The following is a 23,976-nucleotide window of genomic DNA, read 5'->3' on the forward strand; positions in this document are numbered from 1 at the left end:
TGCCTTTCAAGATGTTGGACTCTCTGATTTATGGTTTAGCGGACAGTAATAATTATGAATCCCATCCTCTCCCCGCTTTCGGTCACAGGGTTGCCTGCGATGAACGCACGTCGGGCGGCAATGCCGTCGGCCAGGAAGGGGGTTGTTCCGAGCGTGTCGGTGGCCAGATAGAATTTACCCCAGTCGATGCGCACGTCGTCGCCGGCCTTGTTGAGCGGGTTTTGCTCTACGTTGGTGGCCGTCACGGCACAGAGTCCGGCGGGAAGGTTAACCACCTCCATGGTAGCGTTCTGTGCGGAGGTGTTGAGCGCCCATTCCTTGCCGGCCTCGATGTACAGCTTCACGTCGTGGGCCTTGCCGTCGTTGCTCTCCACGTCATAGGTCAAGTAGTTGACCGGGCGCGATAGCAGGTCGAAGTTGTCGAGGAATGCAGGAGCGGTGAACTTCACGGAGAGGTCTACCGGACCGCACGTGAATGTATAGAGTGTGTTCATAGGGTCGACTATCGCCGATGTCTGTGTGGCTTCCTCGTCAAGGAAGCGCGAGTCTGTCACCTCGCATTCGATGCCGTAGTCAAGGAATGACAGCCCTCCGCGATCCCGGCACCATGCAGCTATCACGTTGTCCTGTGGCTTCAGTGTGGCTTTTACCTCGTCGGAAAGCTCGACAATCTGGTCCTTGTGGCATTGGTTGCCGGTGTCGACCACCTTTATTCCGTTGACATATATGATCACGTCATCGTCGTGGGAATAGTTCAGGAAGAGGGGCTTGTCCTTTACGGCAGGATCGATGTCGAAGTTGCGTCGTGTCCAGATGAATTCGGTGTCCCAGTTTGTTTTGGCCAAAGCCTCGGCAGGCACTGTGCCGAATGCGCCTTCGCCTTTCGTCCACGAAGAGTCGTTGAAGTCGGGCTTCATCCAGTCGGCTGCCGGCTCGGAGGTGACATAGCGTCCGTCCCATGCGCCTGTAACGGCGGTGGGCACGATTACCGACAGAATGGGTGCCTCCTGCCCCATGAAGCGGTAGACTTTGCCGTCGACTTTCACGGCACCGATCAGAGGGAAAGGTTTGCCTGTCCAATGGCATACGCCTGCTCCGTAGAGCCGGTCGGCCGGCATCCACGCGCTGGTGTATGGGTCGATAGTGACGAGGGGATAGGATGGTGCCCGTAGCGCGGTACGTTGTGCCGCGTCCGCCTTGTTGCAGCCTTGCATGGCATAGGCGGCTCCGGCCAGGACGACCGCAGACGCACCAAGTGATAACAGATGGTTTAGTTTTATGTTGTAGCGGGTAAATATTTTGACCCTCTAAGTTACCCACATTATCGATAATACATTGTGCTGCATGCCGCCAAATACGTCCGTAAACGTCTTGAATACATTTTTGGCAAGAATGGACTACAATTATCACTGACCTATTTATGAAAAAAAGCTAACTTTGCAATGTGAATGCTTGTTTATGCGATCATCATTCCGACGATTATAATACATATCGCTCCATTCCACGACCGATCTGCCTATACCATTATAAACCATATATACCCTCTTTCCGAAAATAATCGATGCGACATAACGCGACACATCAATCCCACGCACAATTCCAAATCCTTATATCAGCCGTCCTGGTTCTCATTTCCGTTATCAGCGCCGACGCATACAATATGCGGTGTATCACCAACAAGGACGGAATGACCAACAGTGCCGTGCTTTCCTTATGCCAGGACTCGGTCGGCTTCCTTTGGATAGGAACCTGCGACGGTGTCAATGTATATGACGGCGTGGCCGTTCATTCCCTTTCCGACATATTTCCCCAGAGTCCGCTTTCGGGAAACATAGTCGAGGGGATCATGGAGTCGCCCGGCGGTATCATGTGGATACGCACCAACCATGGGATCAACCGCCTCGACCGGCAGCGGGGCGAGATACTCGTGTATCCTCAGTTCCAGGGGAGGGAGATTCTTCGCAAGAACAGCCGGGGCGAGGTATTTGTCGTGGGTGAGAACAGACGCATCTACAATTTCGATGACTCGGAAAAAGAATTCAAGGAGATCGACGACATTTCGATTGACCGCGACACTATTTACGAAATAGCATTCGTGGCTGACAAGTTGCTGGTGTTTTCGCACGGAGGTATCTATTCCAAGGGGCTTGAACTGCGCAGGCAGGGATATTTCGGAGGCTCCACCACCACTCTCAGCACGTCGCCGCTGATTTTCGCCCGCCAGAGGGGTCGGGATGTGATCACAATCGATTCCGGGTGTATGGCGCGCCGTTTCAATGTATCGACATATTCCAACGATTCGCTGCTGTCGCTGAAGAATCTCATATCGCAGAAGGGCGTCGTGTCGGACATGTCGTTTGACCGCGACAGCAACCTGTTCATCTCGTTCGAGACTTCCGGAGTGGTCAAGGCAGATAAGTCGCACGATTACCGGATACATGATCTCGGCATAACTGCCGGCGTGTTCTGTCTGTCGGCTTCCGAGCGTCAGAACGTGGTCTGGATCGGATCTGACTGTCAGGGACTGTTTACATATTATACCGGCCAGTACGACATCACGACTCTTCCTTTCTCTCATTTCAACGATATCGTTTCCCATCCGGTGAGATCGTTGATAATCGACCGCGACAACACGCTTTGGATGGCCACGAAGGGCGACGGCCTGCTGGAAGTCAACGATTTCGACCACCACACAGGCTCCTATGGATCGATGAGGTTGCACACGTCGGCCAACTCGCCGCTGCGCCACAACATGGTTTTCGCCCTTGCGTCGAGCCGCCGGCATCCGTGGATGTGGATAGGCTCGGAAGAGGGCCTTAACTATTATGACTACACTACGCGCCGCGTGATGGCAATAGATCCGGGAGTGAGGCTCAGATGGGTGCACGGACTTTATGAGCAGGCAGATTCCATATTATGGATAGCCTCCATAGGGCAGGGTGTGTGGATAGCCGTAATAGACAGCGCCGGCGGTACGCCACGTGTGAAGTCGATAAAGCAATACACTGTAGACGATGGCAACTTCTCGTCCAATTATTTCTTTTCCCTGTCGGTCGATGACAAGGGGGAGCCGGTGTTCAGCAACCGTGGACTCGGTGCAGTGGTTTTCGACAGTGATAATGATTCTTTAAGGATCGTCAAGCTGGATGGGGACTATGACACACAGACAGTCAACGACGTATTTACGACCATAAAGGAGGGCGACAGCTATTGGCTCGGCACAGGACATGGGCTTCTTAACAAGACTCCGGACGGAGAACGTCTGTACTACGGGCGCGACAAGGGCTTTGCCAATTCCACGATCCACGCCATACTCAAATCCAATGACGGCAACATCTGGGTGTCGACCAACCGGGGTCTCGTGTGCTTCGATCCTGCCACGGAACGGGGCAATCTGTTTGACAAGGACTTCGGTGTGACTGTCACCGAATTCAGCGACGGGGCGGCATGCACCGACCGCGACGGATGTCTGATGTTCGGCGGCATAGACGGCATCACACTTGTGGCTCCCGACAAGAATTATGTGGCCGTAGATGACTATATCCCGACCCCGCGCCTGATAGGTTTGCTGGTAGATGGTAAAAACGTGGGACTCGGGGATCGTTTCGACCGCGACAGAAATACCCTAACTCTTTCTCATGACCAGCAGTACTTCACTCTGCTTTTTGCCACATCCGACTTTATCAATGCTTACAATAGCAGCTACTACTATTCCCTCGACGGGAAGGAATGGGTGATGAACGGGCGCGACAATTCGTGGTCGTTCACGGGCATGCCACCCGGCGACTACAAGTTGTATGTAAAGTATGTCGACCTGCAGACCGGCTTCGAGGGGAAGCCTATGATGGTCAACATGAGAATCACGCCGCCATGGTATCTTTCCACCATTGCCAAGGCACTCTACTTGCTTTTAGGATTAATCATTATCGGGGCCGCCGTCTACTATCTGCTACGCAGGCAGAAGCGCAGGCAGCAACGTGCGTTCGCCGACATAAAGGCGGCCCATAAGGAAGAGGTGTATGAGGAGAAACTCAAATTCTTCACCAACATCACCCATGAATTCTGTACTCCGCTCACGCTCATCTACGGACCTTGTGAAAGGATTCTTTCCTATGAAGGTGCCGACGGATATGTCAGGAAATATGTGGGGCTTATCCGTAGCAACACCCAGCGTCTCAACAATCTCATCCAGGAAATCATCGACTTCCGGCGCATCGAGACCGGCAACAATCGCCGTAAGGTGCGACGCATAGATGTAAGTGACTTGTGCAACGACATCATACAGTCGTTCTCTGACCTGGCGGAGCGCAACAACGTTAATGTCATCAACGAGGTAGCGCCCGACATAATATGGAATACAGACTATCGCTCGATAAGCAAGATTGTTACAAATCTCGTGTCGAACGCCTTCAAATACACGGCTCCTGGAGGCACTGTCAAGGTGGGGCTGGCGATGAAAGACTCGCATCTCCTGCTTACCGTGTGGAACACCGGAAAAGGGATCAGCGAGGAGGACAAGAAACGTGTGTTCAACCACTATGCCATCCTCGACAACGTGGAAGAGAAGGCCACGAAGGGCCTTACCGCACGCAACGGGCTTGGCATGGCCATATGCCATTCGATGGTGGACATCCTTGAGGGTAATATTGAGATTGACAGCAAGGTCGGTGAATATGCATGCTTCATCGTGACCCTTCCGGAACTGGAGCTTGACACGGAAGAGGCTGTCGACAGCCGGGAGATGGAATCTCCGACGATTCCGGCTCCCGATCAAATCGTCGGGTACGGTATAGGCGCCGACGGCGTGTCCGCGCCCGTATCCTCCGTCCCGTATCCCAAGGCCGGCTCGAAGGATGCCGTAAAGATACTTATAGTCGATGACAATGAGGACATGCTAACCCTTCTTGCCGACAGTCTCTCTGAATACAAGATAATAAAAGCCACCAACGGCAAGGATGCCATAAAAGAGTTGGTCGACTCGATGCCTGATCTGGTGATTACCGACATAATGATGCCCGGTACCGACGGTCTGGAACTTACGCGCCAGATAAAGTCCAACCGCCATACCATGCATGTGCCGCTTATCATCCTGTCCGCGAAGAATTCAAATGAGGAAATCGTGGCAGGCATCGAGACCGGTGCCGATGTCTATATATCCAAACCGTTCAGTTTCAGTTATCTCAGGGCTGTGATCAAGCGTCTGCTCGAACACAACAGCAAGCTTAAGGAGTATTATACTACATCGGCAAGCGCCTATGAGTACTCCAACGGCAAGCTCCTTGATCAGGAATCGAAGGATTTCATGAACAAGATCACCGCGTTTATCGATGATAATATCGACAATCCTGATCTTTCGCCCGAGATGATAGCGCATCACATGCGCTTCTCGAACCGAAATCTCTACCGCAAGTTCAAAGAGATGGGACTTGCTTCGCCAAATGATTTCATAAAGGAGCACCGTCTTGACTTTGCAGCTCGGTTGCTCTGCACTACCAACCTCACCATACAGGAGATAATCTACCGTAGCGGATTCTCCAACCGTTCCCACTTTTATAAGGAGTTCTTCAAGCGTTTCGAGAGTACTCCCAAGGAGTACCGCAACGCCCACAGGCTGAAAGACGATTCCCTGACCGGCAATGGTTGACGGAAAAGCGTTGCACAGGTGTCGTTTGTCGCTCAGGAATCCATGCCTTAGGATGTGTCCGATTCCGCATAATTTGTATGCATCCGCGCATGTCGCCATAAATTACATAGTTGGCCGTGGTAGATACACCGTTTAATGTATTACGTGTATATCTTTGCACCGAACCTCAGAAGGGTGGAAACACCCAGTTAATTCACGGTGCATAATGGATAGATATACACAACTGACCTTTGCCGGCGCGATGTTACTGTTTGCCGCGCCACAGATAAATGCCTCAGAGCTGTCTTTGGCGGCTTCGGTCTGCGCCGCAGACAACACCGCCGTCAACCATGCATTCACCTGCCGTCGTCCGCCTGTCGGAGAGCGGCTGTTCCGCTCCATTGCCGTGGAGAACGAGATAGCCCGGGTAAAGCGCCTGCTCACCAATCCCAAACTCGTGTGGATGTTCGAGAATTGCTTTCCAAACACGCTTGACACGACCGTGCATCACCGCAAGGACGCTAAGGACGGCATGAACGATACGTTCGTCTATACGGGCGACATACACGCCATGTGGCTGCGCGATTCAGGAGCGCAGGTGTGGCCCTATGTACAGCTTTTAAACGACGATCCGCAACTCAAGGACATGGTGGAGGGCGTCATACGCCGTCAATTCAAGTGCATATGCCTTGACCCCTATGCCAACGCCTACAACGACGGTCCTACGGGCGGTGAGTGGATGTCCGACCAGACCGACATGATACCCGATGTGCATGAGCGCAAGTGGGAGATCGATTCGCTCTGCTATCCGCTGCGTCTTGCCTACGAATATTGGCAAAAGACGGGTGACACCTCTATTTTCGACGCTACATGGCTTGAAGCCATCAATAAAATATACGCCGTTTTCATCGACCAGCAGCGGCGTGAGGGGAGAGGTAAATACCAGTTCAAGCGCAAGACCGACCGTGCACTCGACACCCTCAACAACGACGGCTGGGGTGCCCCCGTCAACGGTGGTTGCGGTTTGATAGTGTCCTGCTTCCGTCCGTCTGACGATGCCACTACCTTCCAGTTTCTCGTGCCTTCCAACTTCTTTGCGGTGTCATCGCTTCGTAAGGCTGCCGAGATCCTCCGCAAGGTCAACCGCGACAAGGTTCTTTCCGGGAAGTGCGACGCGCTTGCCGACGAGGTAGAGGCGGCTCTGAAGAAATATGCCGTGGCCGAGCATCCCGAGTTCGGCAAGATATATGCATTCGAGGTTGACGGTTTCGGCAACAAGCACCTTATGGACGATTCCAATGTCCCCAGCCTGCTATCCATGCCATATCTTGGAGATGTGGATGCCGATGACCCGATATATAAGAACACGCGCCGCTTTGTATGGAGCAAGTATAATCCATATTTCTTCAAAGGTAGCGCCGGGGAGGGAATCGGTGGTCCGCACATCGGCTACGACATGGCATGGCCCATGAGCATCATGATGAAGGCTTTCACCTCCTCTGACGACAATGAGATAAAGGAGTGCGTCACACAGCTTATAAACACTGATGCCGGCACCGGTTTCATCCATGAATCATTCAACGTCAACGATGCCAATGATTTTACCCGTCCGTGGTTTGCATGGCAGAACACGCTTTTCGGAGAGCTTATATTAAAGCTCGTGAATGACGGAAAGGTCGATTTGCTCAACTCTATAGAATACAATGGGTCTCACGCCGTGATGGCCTATGACAGGAAGCCGTGAGGCTCTCTAAGGAAAAAATAAAGGCTGAAGATATAGATAAATAGGTTTTGATAAATTTCTAAGGTAGGGAATTCAATAGATTGTTTTGGCGGCGATGTGTCGGGAATCCTGCGCATCGCTGTCTTTTATGCATCAGTTGGCATGCTCTCAAGCACATAAAAATTGTCCGACCTGTAAGACCGGTCAGACAGGTCGGACAGGTCCGATGATTCGTCCGATCCGTTAGACCCGTCAGAATTGTCAGACCTGTCCGACTCGTCCGACAATCCCGGTCCTCCCGGCCGGGCAAAAAAACAGCGGTGTGTCGAATTTCGACACACCGCCACCGGAGTTTATCCGAAATGATAAGTAGTTATTATTCAGGTAGCTCGTTGGAGAAAGAATAGGGTGCTGACGAGGCCGATACGCCTCGTGTCAGCGACGGGGCGTCCTGCATGGTGAATTCAAGATGCGCACCATCCATTAGCTCTTCTCTGGTCAGATAGTTGCGGTCAATATTCTTGCCGTTGAGCGTGAGCTTGCCAACGTAGCGGTTCTCGTAGCTGTTGGCCGGAGCGTTGATGGTCAGAGTGTTGCCATTCTCCAGCTTGACTGTAGCTTTCTTGAAGAGTGGAGCGCCGAGTGCATATTGCCCGCTGCCGGGACACACCGGATAGAAGCCGAGCGCAGAGAATACGTACCAGGCTGATGTCTGGCCGTTGTCCTCGTCACCGCAATATCCGTCGGGATTGGGATTGTACATTCGGTCCATCGTTTCCCTCACCCAATGCTGTGTTTTCCAGGGCTGAGCGGCCCAGTCGTAGAGGTAGATCATGTGCTGTATCGGCTGGTTGCCGTGGGCATAGTTGCCCATGTTCATGATCTGCATCTCGCGGATTTCGTGGATGACGGAATTATAGTAGCTCTCGTCGAAAACCGGGGGTACCGAGAATACTGAATCGAGCATGCACACGAACTCGTCGTTGCCGCCCATCAGGTTGATGAGTCCCTTCGGGTCGTGGAACACCGACCAGGAATAATGCCAGCTGTTGCCCTCGGTGAACGCGTCGCCCCATTTCAGCGGATTGAATGGTGACTGGAACTTGCCATCTTTGTTTTTGCCCCTCATGAGTTTGTGCTCGGGATCGTAGAGATTGCGGTAGTTCAATGCACGTTCTGCAAAGGGCTTCAGCTCTTTCTTCGACTTGCCGAGAGCCTGACCGAGCTTGTAGATGCACCAGTCGTCGTAGGCATACTCCAGCGTGCGCGCCGCATTTTCCTTTATGTCGACATCGTAAGGCACATAGCCGAGACGGTTGTAGTATTCATGGCCAAGACGGCCGGTCGAGGGGACGTCGGGATGAACGTTTTTCGTGCCGTTGACCACACCGTCCCAAAGTGCGGCCATATCCTGTCCGCGCACTCCCGAAAGGTAGGCGTCGGCCACAATCGATGCCGAGTTGTTGCCCACCATGCATCCTCTATGTCCCGGGCTTGCCCATTCAGGCAGGAAACCACTCTCCTTGTAGGTATTGGCCAGCCCCTCCTGTATCTTTGTGTTGACCGAGGGATACATGAGGTTGAGCAGCGGGAAAAGGGCGCGGAACGTGTCCCAGAAGCCGGTATCGGTGTACATATAGCCCGGTAGCACCTTTCCGTTGTATGGGCTATAGTGTACCGGCTGTCCCTCAGCGTCATATTCGTAGAAGCTGCGCGGGAACAGCACCGAGCGGTAGAGGCACGAGTAGAACGTGCGCAGGCGGTCGATGTCGTTGTCCTCGATGTCAATGCGCCCAAGGGTCTCGTTCCACTTGTCGCGGGCGTCGTTTTTCACCTGGGCAAAGCTCCTGCCGTCAAGTTCCTTGAGGTTGCGCTCGGCCTGTTCGGGGCTTATGAATGATGAGGCTATGCGTGCCGTCACTTTCTCACCCTTGCCGGTCGCAAACCCCACGATGCCGCCCGCATGGTCGGCGGTTGTGGAGAGAGTACCCTTCCTGATTTCTCCGTCGGCCACCGTGGCGGCATAAGTGAAAGGCTTGTCAAACTCTATTACGAAATAGTTGCGGAAGTTGTCGGGCACACCCCCGGAATTCTTGGTGGTGTAGCCGGTGATGCGGCGTTGCGAGGGATCCACGGTCACCTGCGAGCCGTTGTCAAACGGGTCGACCACTACTGTCGACAGCTCGCTCTCCGGGAATGTGAACTGCATGATGGCGGCACGTTCGGTCGGGGCGATTTCCGCCACCACGTCCCAGTCGGCGAGATATGTGCGGTAGTAATACGGCCTGGCCACTTCGGCCTTGTGGGAGAACCAGCTTGCGCGCTCATCCTCGTCGAATACAACCTTACCGGTCACGGGCATGATTGCAAACTGAGCGTAGTCGTTGATCCAGGGGCTTGGCTGGTGGGTCTGCTTTATGCCACGTATTTTGTCGGCATCGTAGGTATAGGCCCAGCCGTCGCCCATCTTCCCCGTCTGCGGGGTCCAGAAGTTCATGCCCCACGGAAGGGCTATGGCAGGATAGGTGTTTCCCGTGGAGAGGGAATGTTTCGACTGGGTGCCGACCAGGGTGCTTACATAGTCGACCGGGCTTTCGACAGCCGAGGCCGAGAGAGCCAGCATGGTTGCTGAAAAGAGGCCTGCAAGGTGTCGTCGATCCAGCGAAATGTTACGGAACTGATTCATGATAATGAAGGTTGATTTAGTGGCGAAGTTAAGATATATAGCGGTATGGTGTGTTCTCATGACTGCCAAGTTTGTATGGATACATGCCAATTTGTATTTTATAATTATGGATGCGGCTGAATACCAGTATGATATACTGCGCTGCCATGTGCTGTCCCTGTCATGACGCCGAATTGGGCGCAATTTTGCCAAACTTGTCCCCTGTAGCGACAAATACAAATTATGCAAAAACGGATTTAATATTACACAAAAGAAATTAATTACTTTGCGACATCGTTAAAATACCTTATTCATGTTGAGACCGCTTCAGGACTTCCGGCGCATTCACCATGAACACACCAAAAGCAAATTTTTATAAACCAATAATCATCATCATGAAATTAAGAAAAGCTCTCGGATTCATCAGGCTCTTTGCCCTGCTCGGCTGCATCGCCATGTTGGCACAGTCGTGTTCTGACGATGACAAGGAGACCTTTGGCGACAAGATTGTCGGTCAAGGTTCAGTCTCCGGTCTTGTGACTGACGAATTAATGACTCCCATACCAGGGGTGACAGTCACTGACCGTCTCTCATCCGTCTCGGTCACGACGGGTACCGACGGACGCTACGCACTTTCAGGTGTGGATATCCACAGTGAAGGCCAGCCTGTGCTCTTCGAGAAAGAAGGCTATGAGACGGTGTCAGTGACTCTGACGCCCTCAAGTTTCGGAAAGTCGAATTCGGTTGAGAATGTAGATGTACAGATGGTCTACGCCAATGCATCCATCAGCGGTCATATCACCGACGCGCAGAATGGCGACCGTCCGTTTGAAGGTGTCACCGTCAGCGTGACGGCACAGAAAACCGCTACCACCGATGCCAACGGCTACTACGAAATCTCCGGACTTGTGCTTCGTGACTACACTGTCACCATTTCCAAGACAGGATGTGCCACGGTGACACGCAAGGTCGCCATGTCCGACTTCGTCGATGGCAAGGCTGTGGTCGATGCAAGCATAGGCGGTGTTGAGATTCTCCGCGGACTCACGGCCGCCGATCTCGCCCTCGCTCCACGCTGGTATAATAATGAGTACAAGGGTGGCCGCAACGCAGATGCTTACCCGATGTTTGACTGGTCGGTCGACTACATGGCCACATGGACCACATGGACGGGTGACTATCAGGAGCAGAACGAAGGATCCACGCTCCGCATCCGCAATAATGCCGAGGGTCAGAAGAACCCCGCCGACACCAAGAACTTCGACACATTCGTCTATGGACGCAAGCTGATTACTGCCGACAACAGCATAATGACCGTCCAGGTACGTACCCACCAGCCGCCATGCTCATGGGGTGTACAGGTGATCGACCTCACAGCCGCCGAACCGCAGGCCGAACTGGTAGGCGCGATCCGCGTGTGCGACACCGGTTCTTACATGAACGAGACTTTCGATCTCTCCAAGTATATCGGCAAGGAAGTGGTGATAGTCATCGGACAGTTCCGTATGGAGACCGGCGACTACTGGCACCAGCTCGTGCTGCGTCGCGTGGCTTTCGCCGGTGAGGCCTTCACCGAATATACCCAGTGGCTTCCCGGTGCCGATGTCGCCGGACTCGAGAACTGGCACATGACCGAATCGATAGTGCGCTCTTCGATGCCTCAGGACCGCACTCACTTCGTGGGCCAGGGCCCTTCAGGCAATCGCGATGACTATCAGCCTGCCTATTCGCAGTGGGCGGAACTCGGCCATGCCATGGCTTACTGGACATTCATGCCTCTCCATAAGGATCCCGAGGCATTCAACGGCGACGGCTACCTGATCAAGACCCGTGGTAACGAAGCGCCCAATACGAAAGAGCCGGAATCGTACATCTACGCCAAGTTCTCCATCAAGGGGGGTGCCGACAAGTTCAAGTTCACCACACGCAACTATGGTTCCAACTACACCTTCTTCAAGCTCACCGCAATCTCTATGGACTGCAACGCCACCGCGCTCGCTCCTGTCAGCAACACAGCCAACGAGGCCTCCGCTGCCGACGACGGATGCTGGAAGTTCAAGCACGACGACAACAAGATGTGCGACTTTGTCTACGACCTTTCGGCCTATGACGGTCAGGACGTGATGATCCTGATATCCGTGCACAACGGTGAGCTTAACGGCGACGAGAACAAGCTCGTGATCGGCGCGATAGATCTCCAATAATATCCATATCCGATATAACCAATCTCAAAAAACAATGAACCGACACATAATATCGGCTACAGTTTTGGTGATGGCGGCATCTGCCTGCTCCTCCGACGGTCCTGAAGAAAACGGGACGTCGAAGGAGCCGGGAGCGCCGATTGTCGCCGGATCGGTCGCCGAACAGAACACCTTGCGTGCCATTTCCATTATTGATGCCGCTGTCGACAACTACTTCGACAAGCAGTCGATGGCCATGAGCCGCTACTACAATCCCTACACCGGACAGAAGTCGTCCGAACTGGGAAGCGTGTGGATGTACACCGGTGCCATCGAGGCCGTCAACGCCACCCTCAGGGCCATGAAGGCTCTCAAGGCCGACGGAAACAGCGCCGTCTATGACAGCAACTGGACACGCTACACACAGCTCCTCGAGAGCCTTGTCGACAACGCAGACTACTATGCAGGCACATACAGCCTCTGCTCATATACAGGCACCAACACCTGGACCGTCTACGCCGTCAACCGTACCTCCGGCAAAGGTGGCGCCGACGTGACGGGCGTACTCAACGTCTACGACGACCAGGAATGGTTTATCCGCGAGCTTATCGAGGCCTACCGCGTGACCGGTGCCCCGAAATATCTCGAGAAGGCCGAATATCTCGCTTCCTATGTGCTCGACGGGTGGGATTGCACCCTCGACGGCAATGGCAAGGAGTACGGCGGCATCACCTGGGGACCGGGCTACGTCACCAAGCATTCCTGCTCCAACGGCCCGATAGTAAGCCCTCTCGTATGGCTCAGCGATATCTACAAGGGTAAAAACGATGAGATCACCTACCGCCGCATAGCCTCCGACAAGAAGCGCTACGACGTGACGGAGACCAAGGCCGACTACTACCTCAGGATGGCGCGCAGTGTCTACGACTGGCAGAAGTCACATCTGCTCGACGCCTCCAAGGGTGTGTATTTCGATATGCTGGGCGGAAGCGGCGACATCGCCTACGAGGAGATCGACGGTGTGCGCTACCGTGCGCACAACCGCGAGGACGGCCCTTCGGGCAAGGCATGGAGCTACAACACCGGCAGCATGCTCTCCGGAGCCACCGATCTGGCGCGCGCCACCGGAGAAGCCTCCTACAAGGCCGACGTGAACGACCTTGTGGAGAAGAGTTTCTCCTACTTCCTCACTCCTGATTCCTCCAAGCCCGGATGCTACACACTGGACATGTCGGGGTTCGCCACATGGTTCAACGGTGTGCTCATGCGCGCATATGCCGAGGCCTACGACGTGTATCCATCCGCCGACAAGGGCTGTCAGGCGTTCCAGAACAATCTCGACTACGGTTATTCCCACTACCTCTACGCGAACATGCTCCCCGTGAGCCTTCTCGGAGGATGGAACCGCGACAGGGCCAAGTGCAACACCGAGGCCATGTTTACCTTTACGTTCGCGGCAGAGTATGCAGTGCTCGCGCAGCATGAGTTGAACAAGAAATAATCATCAATCAACCAATCATTCATATGTTCAGAATCTTTAACCTAAAGACCGGAATGATCCTGTCGGTGCTGGCGCTGATTATGACGCTTGTGCCCCTGGGGGCTTCCGCTCAACGGACCGTTACCGTAACAGGTACGATCGTCGACCATGAAAACGAACCTCTCATAGGCGCGTCGGTACTGGTCAAGAACACCACCAACGGTGTCGTCACCGACATCAACGGAGAGTACACGATCAACGCTCCCGCCGATGCCACTCTCGTCTACAGCTACATCGGCTACACGCCGGTGGAGGAGAAGGTCAACGGACGCACATCGATTAACGTGGTCCTCAGCCTCGACGTCCAGATGATGGACGAAGTAGTGGTAGTGGGCTATGGTGTGCAGCGCCGCGGATCGATCACCGGCGCCGTATCGGCCCTCAAGGGCGACGCCATGATCAAGACCAACAACGAGAACCCCCAGAACATGCTTACCGGTAAGATTCCCGGCGTGCGTGTATGGCAGAAGAGTTCCGAACCCGGTACCTACAACAACAACTTCGACGTGCGCGGCCTTGGCAGCCCGCTCGTGGTCATCGACGGCGTGCCCCGCACGGTCGAGGACTTCCAGCGCCTCAACGCCAATGACATCGCCGACGTGTCGGTGCTGAAGGATGCCGCTGCCGCCATCTACGGTGTGCGCGCTGCCAACGGCGTCCTCCTCGTCACCACAAAAACGGGGGGGTAGGGGCCACTAAAGTAAGCTATAACGGCTCATTTACAATGCAGAAGCCCTCGCGCATGCCTCGCCTTGCCGACGCTGCGGGCGCCATGACACTCTACAATGAAAAGTCGCGCAACAACATCAACGGCGGCTCAATCATCTACACTCCCGAGGACTTCGAGGCTTTCGCCAACGGCACACGCAAGCAGAGCGACTGGAACAGCCTCGTCATCGCCGACTGGGCACCCCAGACACAGCACGACCTCAGCATCTCCGGCGGCAACGAGCGCACCCAGTTCTTCGCCTCGATGGGATACATCTACCAGGAAGGTATCTTCAAGTCGGGCGACCTCAACTACAATAAGTTCAACATCCGCTCGAACATCTCCACCAAGCTTTGGAAGGGTGTGAAAGTCGACCTCAACATCGCAGGCATGTCCGACAACCGCAACACTCCCTACTATAGCTCGGTAGACCTCATCCGCAACTACTGGGCGCAGGGCGTCCTCCATCCCGCATATGCCGATCCGGCAGGAACCATGCTCAACTATGCCGGTCTCGACCTTGAGAAGAACACCGTGGCCATGATGACTTCCGATATATCCGGCCATCGCAAGTACCGCAAGAAATCGCTCCAGACAGGCGCCACACTCAACCTCGACTTCGGCGAATGGTGGGCACCGCTCAAAGGTCTTGTCGGCAAGGCTCTCGTAAGCTACGACTATCAGGTCGACAACAACGAGATCTACCGCAAGGAATACTATCAGTATGCCCTCGCTTCCGACGGCTCATATTCCCAGAAGGTCTTTGCTGGAAGCTCCCCCTCCAATCTGCGTCGCGAATTCTACGACAAGTCGCAGCTCCTCTCGCAGTTCACCCTCAACTACAACCGTACCGTCGCCGAAAAGCATCATGTGGGCGCTCTCGTCGGCTGGGAGACTACAAGCCGTCACGGCGATAACTTCTATGCCTACCGCGACCTCGCATATTCAGTGCCCTACCTTCTGGCAGGTGTCGAGGACGGTCAGGTCGGATCTATGAATTCCGGCACCGGCGACCTATATGACTCGGCCAACGAGGCTCTTATAGGACGTCTCACCTATGATTTCGAGAACCGCTACCTCATCGAGGGACAGTTCCGTTACGACGGCTCGTCTAAGTTTGCCAACGGCCATCGCTGGGGTTTCTTCCCCTCGGTGTCGGCAGGATGGCGTGTCAGCGAGGAGCCTTGGATGAAGGATCTTGATGTCAACGCCTTCATCGACCAGCTGAAGCTCCGTGCCAGCTACGGTGAGATGGGCGATGACGGCTCGATCAACTACGAGTGGCTTCAGGGTTACACCTACCGTGGCGGAACAATCGCCGACAACGGCAACTACAACGGCTATTCTCCCGGCTTTATCTTCAACGGCAAGTACACCTATGGTGCCGAGCCTACAGCCATACCCAACCCGGCTCTGTCGTGGTACAAGGCCAAGACATTCAACATCGGTGTCGATTTCGAAGGTGGCAACGGTATTATCGGCGTCACCGCCGACTACTTCGTGCGCAACCGCAGCGGCCTGATGGAACGTCGTGGCGGCGAGCTGCCCACCGTGGTAGGTGCCACCGCACCCAAGGAGAATGTCAACTCCGACCGTCATCTCGGATTCGAGGTGCAGCTCTCACACCGCTACTCTATCGGCGACTGGTCGTGGAGCGCGCGAGGCATCTTCTCGATTACCCGCAACAAGTATATCACCGCCGTGCAGAACGGCCCGTACTCCAACTCCTACGACAAGTGGCGTCACGACAACCTAAACAACCGCTATCAGGGCGTGCAGTTCGGCTATGAAGGTGCCGGACGTTATGAGAACTGGTATCAGATCTGGAATGAGAAGCTCTATACCGAGCGCGACGTTGTGCCCGGCGACTACCGCTACAAGGACTGGAACGGTGACGGTGAGATCAACGACCTCGACGAGCATCCCTACGCCTACGACCAGACCCCATGGATGAACTTCTCGCTCGACCTCAACCTCCGCTGGCGCGACATCGACTTCAACATGCTCTGGCAGGGCTCGGCCCTCGGCTCGATGAAGTATGAGGAACCTCTTTACGCCATCTGGGGTTCGAACGGCGGCGGCGCTCTCGAGCAGTTCATGGACCGCTGGCACACGGTGGATCCCAACGCCGACATCTACGATCCCAATGCCGAATGGGTAAAAGGCTACTACGCTTTTACGGGACGTTCGCCCAAGGCCAACTCTGACTTCAACCGCGTCTCTACCGACTATCTGCGTCTGAAGAGCGTCGAGATTGGCTACACGCTTCCGCGCAAGCTCCTTCGCGGCAACACGGTACGTATCTACTTCAACTGCTACAACCCTGTTACCTTTACAAAGGTGAAGTTTGTCGATCCCGAGCATCCCGATTCCGACCTCGGCCGTCTGTACCCGCTTAACCGCACCTATACTATTGGTTTGAACCTCTCTCTCTAAATCACTAACTTTGCAACTACAATGAAAAAAATCATCATAGCCGCCATGCTGGGTTTAGGAATGCTGACATCGTGTGTGGATCTTGACATAGCTCCCAAGAACATGATGACTTCCGACGACCTCCTGTCTAACGAGGCGGGCATGGAAATCTACCTGGCGGAACTCTACAGCAATCTTCCTCTGGAGGATCTCAAATATCTCCCCGAACGCGGTCTCGACTACAACGGCTGGCTCTGCTCGAAGGGTATCGAGGGTACCGGCGAGGCTGTAGGACGCGACGGACTCGTGCGCACGTTCACGGGCGAGTCGTCGAACTACTGGGACCGTGCGTTCCCCATTATCCGTAAGTGCAACTTCCTTATGGAGAATCTTCCCCAGTATAAGGGCAACTACTCCGACGTGGCCTACAACAACTATCTCGGACAGGCCTATTTCTGCCGTGCGATGATATTCACCCACATGGCCATGCGCTTCGGCGGTTTCCCTCTGGTGACGCGCGTGATCAACTATCCCGGCGACGCCGAGCTTGAAGTGCCTCGCTCTACCGAGGAGCAGGCCTGGGACCAGATTCTTTCCGACTATGACATGGCTGCCGAGCTTCTCGCCCCCGAGAGCCTCAAGCGCGGTTACGTCAACCGCTATGTGGCCCTCGCCTATAAGTCAAGCGCCATGCTTTATGCCGGTTCTGTGGCCAAGTACAATCAGACCGTCGACGGTCATCTCACCGGATTCGGCAGTAAGACCGGCGTGCGTGTGATCGGCTTCGACGAGACCCGCTGGGAGGCCGCTTCCAAGAAGTATTTTTCCGAGGCCTATAAGGCTGCTTCGACGGTGATAACCGACGGCAAGTACGCCCTTCATAAGGCAAAATGGGTGGCCGGCGACGCCCAGGCCCAGTTTGAGAACCTTGTCGACATGACATCGAATCTCAGCAGCCCCGAGCACATATGGGTTAAGGAGTATCTCTACCCCACCACCACCCACGGCTACGACAACTACAACGGTCCTTATCTCCCGGGCGGTGCATATCCCTATCATTCTCCCCTTAGCTGCGGCACATGCCCGACAGCCGACTTCGTGGAGCTTTTCGACGGCTTCGAGCGCTATTCCGACGGCACTCTGAAGGTGACCACCGGCGACAACATCATGGAGGGCGAATACCTGATGTTCGACGATCCCTATGACTTCTTCAAGAACGCCGAACCCCGTCTGCGCGCACAGGTGATCTTCCCCGGTGACTATTTCGCAGGGCAGAAGGTCGAGATGTATGCCGGATCCTACACAGGTAGTCTCCCCGCTACCCATCTTATGGATGACTACAGCTACGGACAGGCTGACCAGAGCTATACCAACGGACCCAAGGGTGGACAGCTCGTCATGAGCTCGTCACCTACCGAAGTAAAGTATGTGACTGCTCCCGACGGATCGCAGAAGCGTGCTACCGGTCCTTGCGGACCTTACAAGGACTGGGGTGAATCCGGCGTATCCGGTCTCGTTACCCGCAAGTGGCTCGATCCCGACTTCCGCGGTGGCCGCGAGGGTGTGTGCGACCAGCCTTATATCCTGATGCGTTATGCCGAGGTGCTTCTCGACGCCGCAGAGGCAGCCGTTGAGCTTGCGCTCGCAGGTGCTCCCTCTCCCGACAATACCGACATGCTCGCCGTGGCTACCCAGGCTATCAAGGATATCCGCGAGAGGGCCGGTGCCGACCCGCTCCTGGGATCACTCACCGGTTCGATTGAGAGCCGCAACATCGTCCGCAAGGAACGCCGCAAGGAGCTTGCCTTCGAGCATCAGGTGAAGTGGGATCTCCGCCGCTGGCGCGTGCAGCACTATGCCGGACGCGACGGCTTCTGGGGCGAAACCCGCAATAAGGACAAGTTCAGCGACAACAACAATTACCGTTGCCGCGGCCTCTATCCTTTCTATTGCACAGAAAACGGCAAGTACTTCTTCGACACCCATTTCCAGAACATGGCTTCCAAGCAGTTCAGCTACAATCAGGTAGACTACTACTTCGAGGTTCCCGGCGGTCAGGTGGCAAAGAGTCCTGTGATTGACCAGCAGCCCAACCGTTAACAACATCAGCTCATGGTTTGACTTGAATAATTTGAAAATACAATGAAAAAAATCTCAATATTTGGCGCAATAGCTGCTATTATGATGTCGTCGTTAAGCTCATGCAGTCTCTTCGAGATGGACAACTACGACGAACCGGAGGAGACCATCTGGGGCGAAGTCGTAGACGTGGCCACCGGAGAGCGCGTGCTCACCGACCAGGGCAGCGAGGGTATCCGTGTGCGTCTCACCGAACTCAGTTGGGGCGACAATGTGCAGCACAACCCCGACTTCTTCGCGATGCCAGACGGTACTTTCCAGAACACCAAGATCTTCAAGGGTCATTATTATGTACGTATCGACGGCCCGTTCATCCCCATCGTCCGCGAGACTCCCGACGGCAACGTCATCGAGGATGGCGGCAAGGAGCTGGACATAAAGGGCAAGACCACCGTGCGATTCGAGGTGCAGCCTTTCCTGAAGGTGGAATTTGTCGGCACTCCGACCGTAAGCAACGGCCAGATCAAGGCCAAGGTGAAAGTGACACGCGCAGTGTCGCCCGAGGAGTTCCGCGCCAAGATCGAGCCTACGCGCTCCGACTATTCCGACAACCTGCTCAATGTCACCGACGTGCAGCTCTTCGTAAGCTACTCCCATTCTGTGGGTTACCGTGCCCGCGACGACCGTTGGACCAATGGCTTGAAATATAACGGCTCTTCCTTCGACGAGCTGCTCGGGCAGCCTGTGACTATCACCTCCGCAGGTGAGATCCCCTCCGGCCGCAGGGTATATATCCGTGCCGCCGCCCGTATCAACTACACTACTGCCGAAGTATATCGCTACAACTATAGCGAGCCTATGGAAGTGCTGATTCCTTAGGCCTTGGGCATAAGATTAGTCTATGACAATCGGGCCGCGTCGGACGGGGATATCTCTTCAGGCGTGGCCCGGTTTTTACTTATACAAAGACAAAAATTTCGATAATGGATAGAAAAACATGTGCGTTTATTGTCACCGCGATGCTGTTGCCGGCAGTGGCGCGTGCCGACGTAAAGACTACATTTCAGACCTCGCGGGAGTGGCGCCCGACAATCGATAACCGCGCCGATGCCGTGATGGTCTACGGTGTCGGTGGGAATCCTTCCGACAAGCATCGTAAAGGCCACACCTTCGAGGACAGGGTGAAATCATGGCGCGACCGAGGATATACCGTGCATTTCATGACGGGAATCGCGTGGGGAGAGTATCAGGACTATTTCACGGGCGAGTACGACGGTAAGCGCCACCTTGACGAAGGGCAGGTGACACAGCAGGGCGACACGATATGGCACGGTCACATGGTGCCCTATATAGTGCCCACCGCCAATTTCCTCAAGTATCTGAAGGAACGCCACATCAAGCGTGTGATCGACAACGGCATAGACGCCATCTTCATGGAAGAGCCTGAGTTCTGGGCAAGGAGCGGCTACAGCGATGCCTTCAAGAAGGAGTGGAAAGAGTACTATGGCACGGACTGGCGTCCGCAGCATGAGTCGCCTGAGGCAACCTATATGTCGAGCAAGCTCAAGTATCATCTCTATTACAGGGCGTTGAAAGAGATATTCGACTATGCCAAGGAGTACGGACGCTCGAAGGGCATGGATGTGAAATGCTATGTCCCCACTCATTCGCTTGTCAACTATTCGCAGTGGCAGATTGTGAGTCCGGAGGCGAGTCTGGCCTCGATGCCGTCGTGCGACGGATATATCGCGCAGGTGTGGACCGGCACTTCGCGCGAGCCTAACTATTATGACGGACGGCGGCGTGAGCGCGTGTTCGAGAATGCCTATCTCGAATACGGCTCGATGGAGGCCATGACTGCCCCGACGGGACGCAAGGTGTTTTTCCTGACCGATCCTATCGAGGACTGGCCGCGCGACTGGGAGGACTACAGGCAGAACTATCAGGCGACGTTTACGGCCCAGCTGCTCTATCCGGGGATTGCCGACTATGAGGTGATGCCTTGGCCGGAGCGCATCTACGAGGGTCTTTACAAGAAGAGCGCCAACTCTACTGAGAAGGCGCGCATACCTCGGTTTTACTCCACGCAGATGCAGGTGATGGTCAACTCCCTCAACAAGATGCCTCTGTCGGGTAACAAGGTGAGCGGCACGCCGGGCATAGGCGTGTTGATGGGCAATTCGCTGATGTTCCAGCGCTTCCCGATCCATGAGGGTTACGATGACCCGCAACTGTCTAATTTCTACGGCATGGCTCTCCCGTTTGTGAAGAAGGGGGTGCCCGTGCAGACCGTGCACATCGAGAATCTCGGCTACGGTCCGGCGCTGGCCGACATAAAGGTGCTGATGATGAGCTATTCCAACATGAAGCCGCTCGATAAGGATGCGCATTCTTTCCTCGCCCGTTGGGTGAAGGATGGCGGACAGCTCGTGTACAGCGCCACGGATGCCGACCCGTTCCAGGGTGTGGGCGAATGGTGGAACAGCAACGGCATGTCCTACGCCACGCCCTCGGAGCACCTGTTTGAGTCGATGGGGCTTGAACGCCGTCCGGCGGAGGGCAACTACAAGGTGGGTCGTGGCAGCGTGACCGTGCTGCGCCACGATCCTAAGGAGTATATCCTCAATGAGGGTGGCGACAAGAAGCTTTTTGACGAGGTGTGCCGCCTCTATGAGCGCGAGGCGCATGCCGGACGTGTGGAGACCAAGAACAATTTCCGCCTCGACCGAGGGTTGTATGAGGTGATCGCCGTGGTCGACGAGAGCGTGAGCGACGAGCCTGTGCGCGTCACCGGTCCTGTGATCGACCTATATGACCCTGAACTGACCGTGCATACGGTCTATACCGTGGCCCCGGGCCATCATGCGCTGCTTGTGCATCCGGGGCGCATCATCGATCGCACGAAGCCACAGGTGCTTGCATCGGCTTCGCGCGAATATGACGAGAAGTCGACGCCCGGACATTTCAGCTATGTGGCGAAAGGTCCGGTGGAGACTTCAGCCGTGGCGCGCGTGTACCTGCCTGTGCGTCCCGAAAGCGTGAAGATCGACGGCAAGGAGACATTCGATCCTGGTGAGTGGGATGAGTCAAGTTCGACCTACCGCACGCGGTTTGAAAATTCGCCGGAGGGTGTGGCCGTGGAATTCGCGTGGAATCCTGTCGCTCCGTTGCCGTCGGCCTATGCGATGGATGACGTGTGGGAAGCGTATGACGGATTCAACAACGTGTTTCTCGATACCGACAAGATGATTTATCGCAACACATCCGCCGACCCGCATGCCACCGACCGCTTTCATGGGGCGGCAGCCATATGGTGTCAGCCGATGTATGCCGACATGGCCCTTAACGCCGCCGCGCTTGCCCGTAAATCCGGCGACAAGGCGCGTGCCGACAGATACGACAAGCTCGCCCGTGACATTCTCGACGGGAACGTAAAGCATTATCTTGATTTTGACTTCGACAATGGCGATGAGACGCTTGGATGGTTCATCTACGATGATATCCAGTGGTGGACAATCACCATGGCCCGCGCATATCTACAGACAGGCGACGAGCGTTACCGCCGTCTGGCCGAGCAGAGTTTTGCGCGCGTGTGGTACGGCTCGCCGAAAGTGGGCGATACCGGCAGCTACGCTGACCCCTCGAAGGGACTTGGCGGGGGCATGTACTGGCAGTGGCAGCCTTTGCGCAATCCTAAAGCACCGAGACCTTCCGATGCAAAGATGTCGTGTATCAATTTCCCGACGGTGATAGCCGCGATGCTTCTTTCCGAATCGGAGCCTGCCGACCGTAAGGCCGACCGCAAGCCTCTGAAGTGGAAGAACGGCTATGGCAAGTTCAAGCGTCCGGCATGGGAGACAAAGCAGCGTTATCTTGACATGGCCAAGGAGATTTACGACTGGAGCGTGGACTCGCTCGTTGATACGACAACAGGCCGGGTAGTAGATCACTTCGCTGGGCATGAGCGTCGCGGAGGTTCGTTAATCTACAACCAGGGTACGTTTATCGGTGCGTCGGTGCTTCTCTATCTCGCTACCGGCGAGCAGTGCTACCTTGACAATGCCATAAAGGGTGCGGAGTACTCGGTGGGCGAGATGTCGAAAGAGCATGGCATGCTCCCGTGGGCGCATGACCGCCGCAATCCGATGGACCAGGGTGGCCTTGAGCAGGGCATTTATCCCGCCATATGGGCGCAGTACATGAAACTTCTCGTCGATGAGTGCGGGCAGGAACAGTTCCGGCCTTTCATAGAGAAGAATATCGTCAACGGCTGGGCGCGTCGAGATCCGTCGCGTGGCATATGCGACGGCGAGTCGTGGAACCAGACCCCGGAGGGTGCGGTGATCGGCAGCTACTCGGCCTCGTCCATCCCGGCACTAATGCTCCTCTTCCCTCCAAAGTAATCTCAAAAGAAGGGTGTTGTACTGCCACACCCTTCCGTCAGATACAACGGAGGTGTGTCGATTTTTCGACACACCTCCGTTTCGTGTATGGATAAGGCCGTCCGACGGTCCGACCGGTATGACAATTTTGGCATACTGCCTTTTGGTTATGCAATTATCAGTCGGCAATCCGGTTGCCGCAATAGTAGGTGTTCCAGTTATCGTGTGCGTAGCCGTCGCCGAGAGTCTCGAATGAATTGACTGAAGCTCCGTCAATCTTTGCTCCGAGATAGTAGGCGTTCCAGTTGTCCTTGGCGTATCCGTCGCCGAGATATTGGAAGGAGTTGACCGAAGCGCCGTCGATTTTACGTCCATCGAAATAGACGTTCCAGGCGTCGGCTGCATATCCGTCGGCGAGGGTCTTGAAGGTCATGGCGGATGCGTCCTTCACGAGGTGTCCGTTGAAGTACACCTTGTCGTTGGAAACAATGTAGCGGCATCTGTCGTGGCGCCCGCAATGCCTGTGGCCGTCCTCGGGGCATTCGTAGGCGCGGCCGCAATGTGGACGATGGTCCGGACACTGTGCCGTGAGGGTCAGTCCGGTGGCCATGAATATAGTCGCTAACAGTAATGATGCTGATTTCAACATGGGGGATA

General features: G+C 55.0%; 12 protein-coding genes. 9 read left to right on the forward strand and 3 right to left on the reverse strand.

Annotated features, from left to right (window positions below):
* Positions 1-35: 35 nt before the first annotated feature.
* The gene (locus tag QZ303_RS04350) at positions 36-1,214 is read right to left on the reverse strand and encodes a DUF5127 domain-containing protein (protein WP_295729643.1); all 1,179 of its coding nucleotides are present in this window, start codon (positions 1,212-1,214) and stop codon (positions 36-38) included.
* A 446-nt stretch (positions 1,215-1,660) separates the two neighbouring features.
* On the opposite strand from QZ303_RS04350, the gene QZ303_RS04355 reads away from it, so the two are divergent.
* Together QZ303_RS04355 and QZ303_RS04360 are read left to right on the forward strand one after the other, a co-directional pair.
* Complete coding sequence (locus QZ303_RS04355) at positions 1,661-5,644, forward strand: hybrid sensor histidine kinase/response regulator transcription factor (RefSeq protein WP_295729646.1); 3,984 nt, start codon at positions 1,661-1,663, stop codon at positions 5,642-5,644.
* 205 nt (positions 5,645-5,849) lie between these two features.
* On the forward strand, positions 5,850-7,367 hold the full coding sequence (locus tag QZ303_RS04360; protein ID WP_295729649.1) for a glycoside hydrolase family 125 protein: 1,518 nt from the start codon (positions 5,850-5,852) through the stop codon (positions 7,365-7,367).
* A 355-nt stretch (positions 7,368-7,722) separates the two neighbouring features.
* Here the strand turns inward: QZ303_RS04360 and QZ303_RS04365 are convergent, their stop codons facing one another.
* Positions 7,723-9,969 carry a GH92 family glycosyl hydrolase gene (locus QZ303_RS04365; RefSeq protein WP_295729728.1) on the reverse strand — a complete coding sequence of 749 codons (2,247 nt, stop codon included), beginning with the start codon at positions 9,967-9,969 and terminating at the stop codon, positions 7,723-7,725.
* Positions 9,970-10,406: 437 nt separating this feature from the next.
* Between QZ303_RS04365 and QZ303_RS04370 the strand changes: the two genes are divergently transcribed.
* From QZ303_RS04370 to QZ303_RS04395, 7 genes are all read left to right on the forward strand, one after another.
* Positions 10,407-12,215: a carboxypeptidase-like regulatory domain-containing protein gene (locus QZ303_RS04370; RefSeq protein ID WP_295729651.1), complete on the forward strand. Its 1,809-nt coding sequence runs from the start codon at positions 10,407-10,409 to the stop codon at positions 12,213-12,215.
* A 34-nt stretch (positions 12,216-12,249) separates the two neighbouring features.
* On the forward strand, positions 12,250-13,695 hold the full coding sequence (locus QZ303_RS04375; RefSeq protein ID WP_295729654.1) for a glycoside hydrolase family 76 protein: 1,446 nt from the start codon (positions 12,250-12,252) through the stop codon (positions 13,693-13,695).
* A gap of 23 nt (positions 13,696-13,718) precedes the next feature.
* On the forward strand, positions 13,719-14,423 hold the full coding sequence (locus QZ303_RS10600; protein ID WP_363322817.1) for a carboxypeptidase-like regulatory domain-containing protein: 705 nt from the start codon (positions 13,719-13,721) through the stop codon (positions 14,421-14,423).
* Positions 14,424-14,458: 35 nt separating this feature from the next.
* Positions 14,459-16,879: a SusC/RagA family TonB-linked outer membrane protein gene (locus tag QZ303_RS04380; RefSeq protein WP_363322816.1), complete on the forward strand. Its 2,421-nt coding sequence runs from the start codon at positions 14,459-14,461 to the stop codon at positions 16,877-16,879.
* A 21-nt stretch (positions 16,880-16,900) separates the two neighbouring features.
* Positions 16,901-18,958: a RagB/SusD family nutrient uptake outer membrane protein gene (locus QZ303_RS04385; RefSeq protein WP_295729657.1), complete on the forward strand. Its 2,058-nt coding sequence runs from the start codon at positions 16,901-16,903 to the stop codon at positions 18,956-18,958.
* 42 nt (positions 18,959-19,000) lie between these two features.
* Positions 19,001-19,816, forward strand: a complete 816-nt coding sequence (locus tag QZ303_RS04390; protein WP_295729660.1) for a DUF3823 domain-containing protein — start codon at positions 19,001-19,003, stop codon at positions 19,814-19,816.
* 104 nt (positions 19,817-19,920) lie between these two features.
* Entirely contained in the window at positions 19,921-23,340 is a 3,420-nt protein-coding gene (locus tag QZ303_RS04395; RefSeq protein ID WP_295729663.1) for a glycoside hydrolase family 76 protein, read from the forward strand.
* A gap of 157 nt (positions 23,341-23,497) precedes the next feature.
* On the opposite strand, the gene QZ303_RS04400 is transcribed toward QZ303_RS04395, so the two are convergent.
* A complete protein-coding gene (locus tag QZ303_RS04400) occupies positions 23,498-23,968 on the reverse strand; it encodes a DKNYY domain-containing protein (RefSeq protein ID WP_295729665.1) in 471 nt (156 codons plus the stop codon).
* Positions 23,969-23,976: the final 8 nt, after the last annotated feature.

The sequence above is a fragment of the uncultured Muribaculum sp. genome, assembly GCF_910583865.1.
Taxonomy (GTDB): domain Bacteria; phylum Bacteroidota; class Bacteroidia; order Bacteroidales; family Muribaculaceae; genus Muribaculum.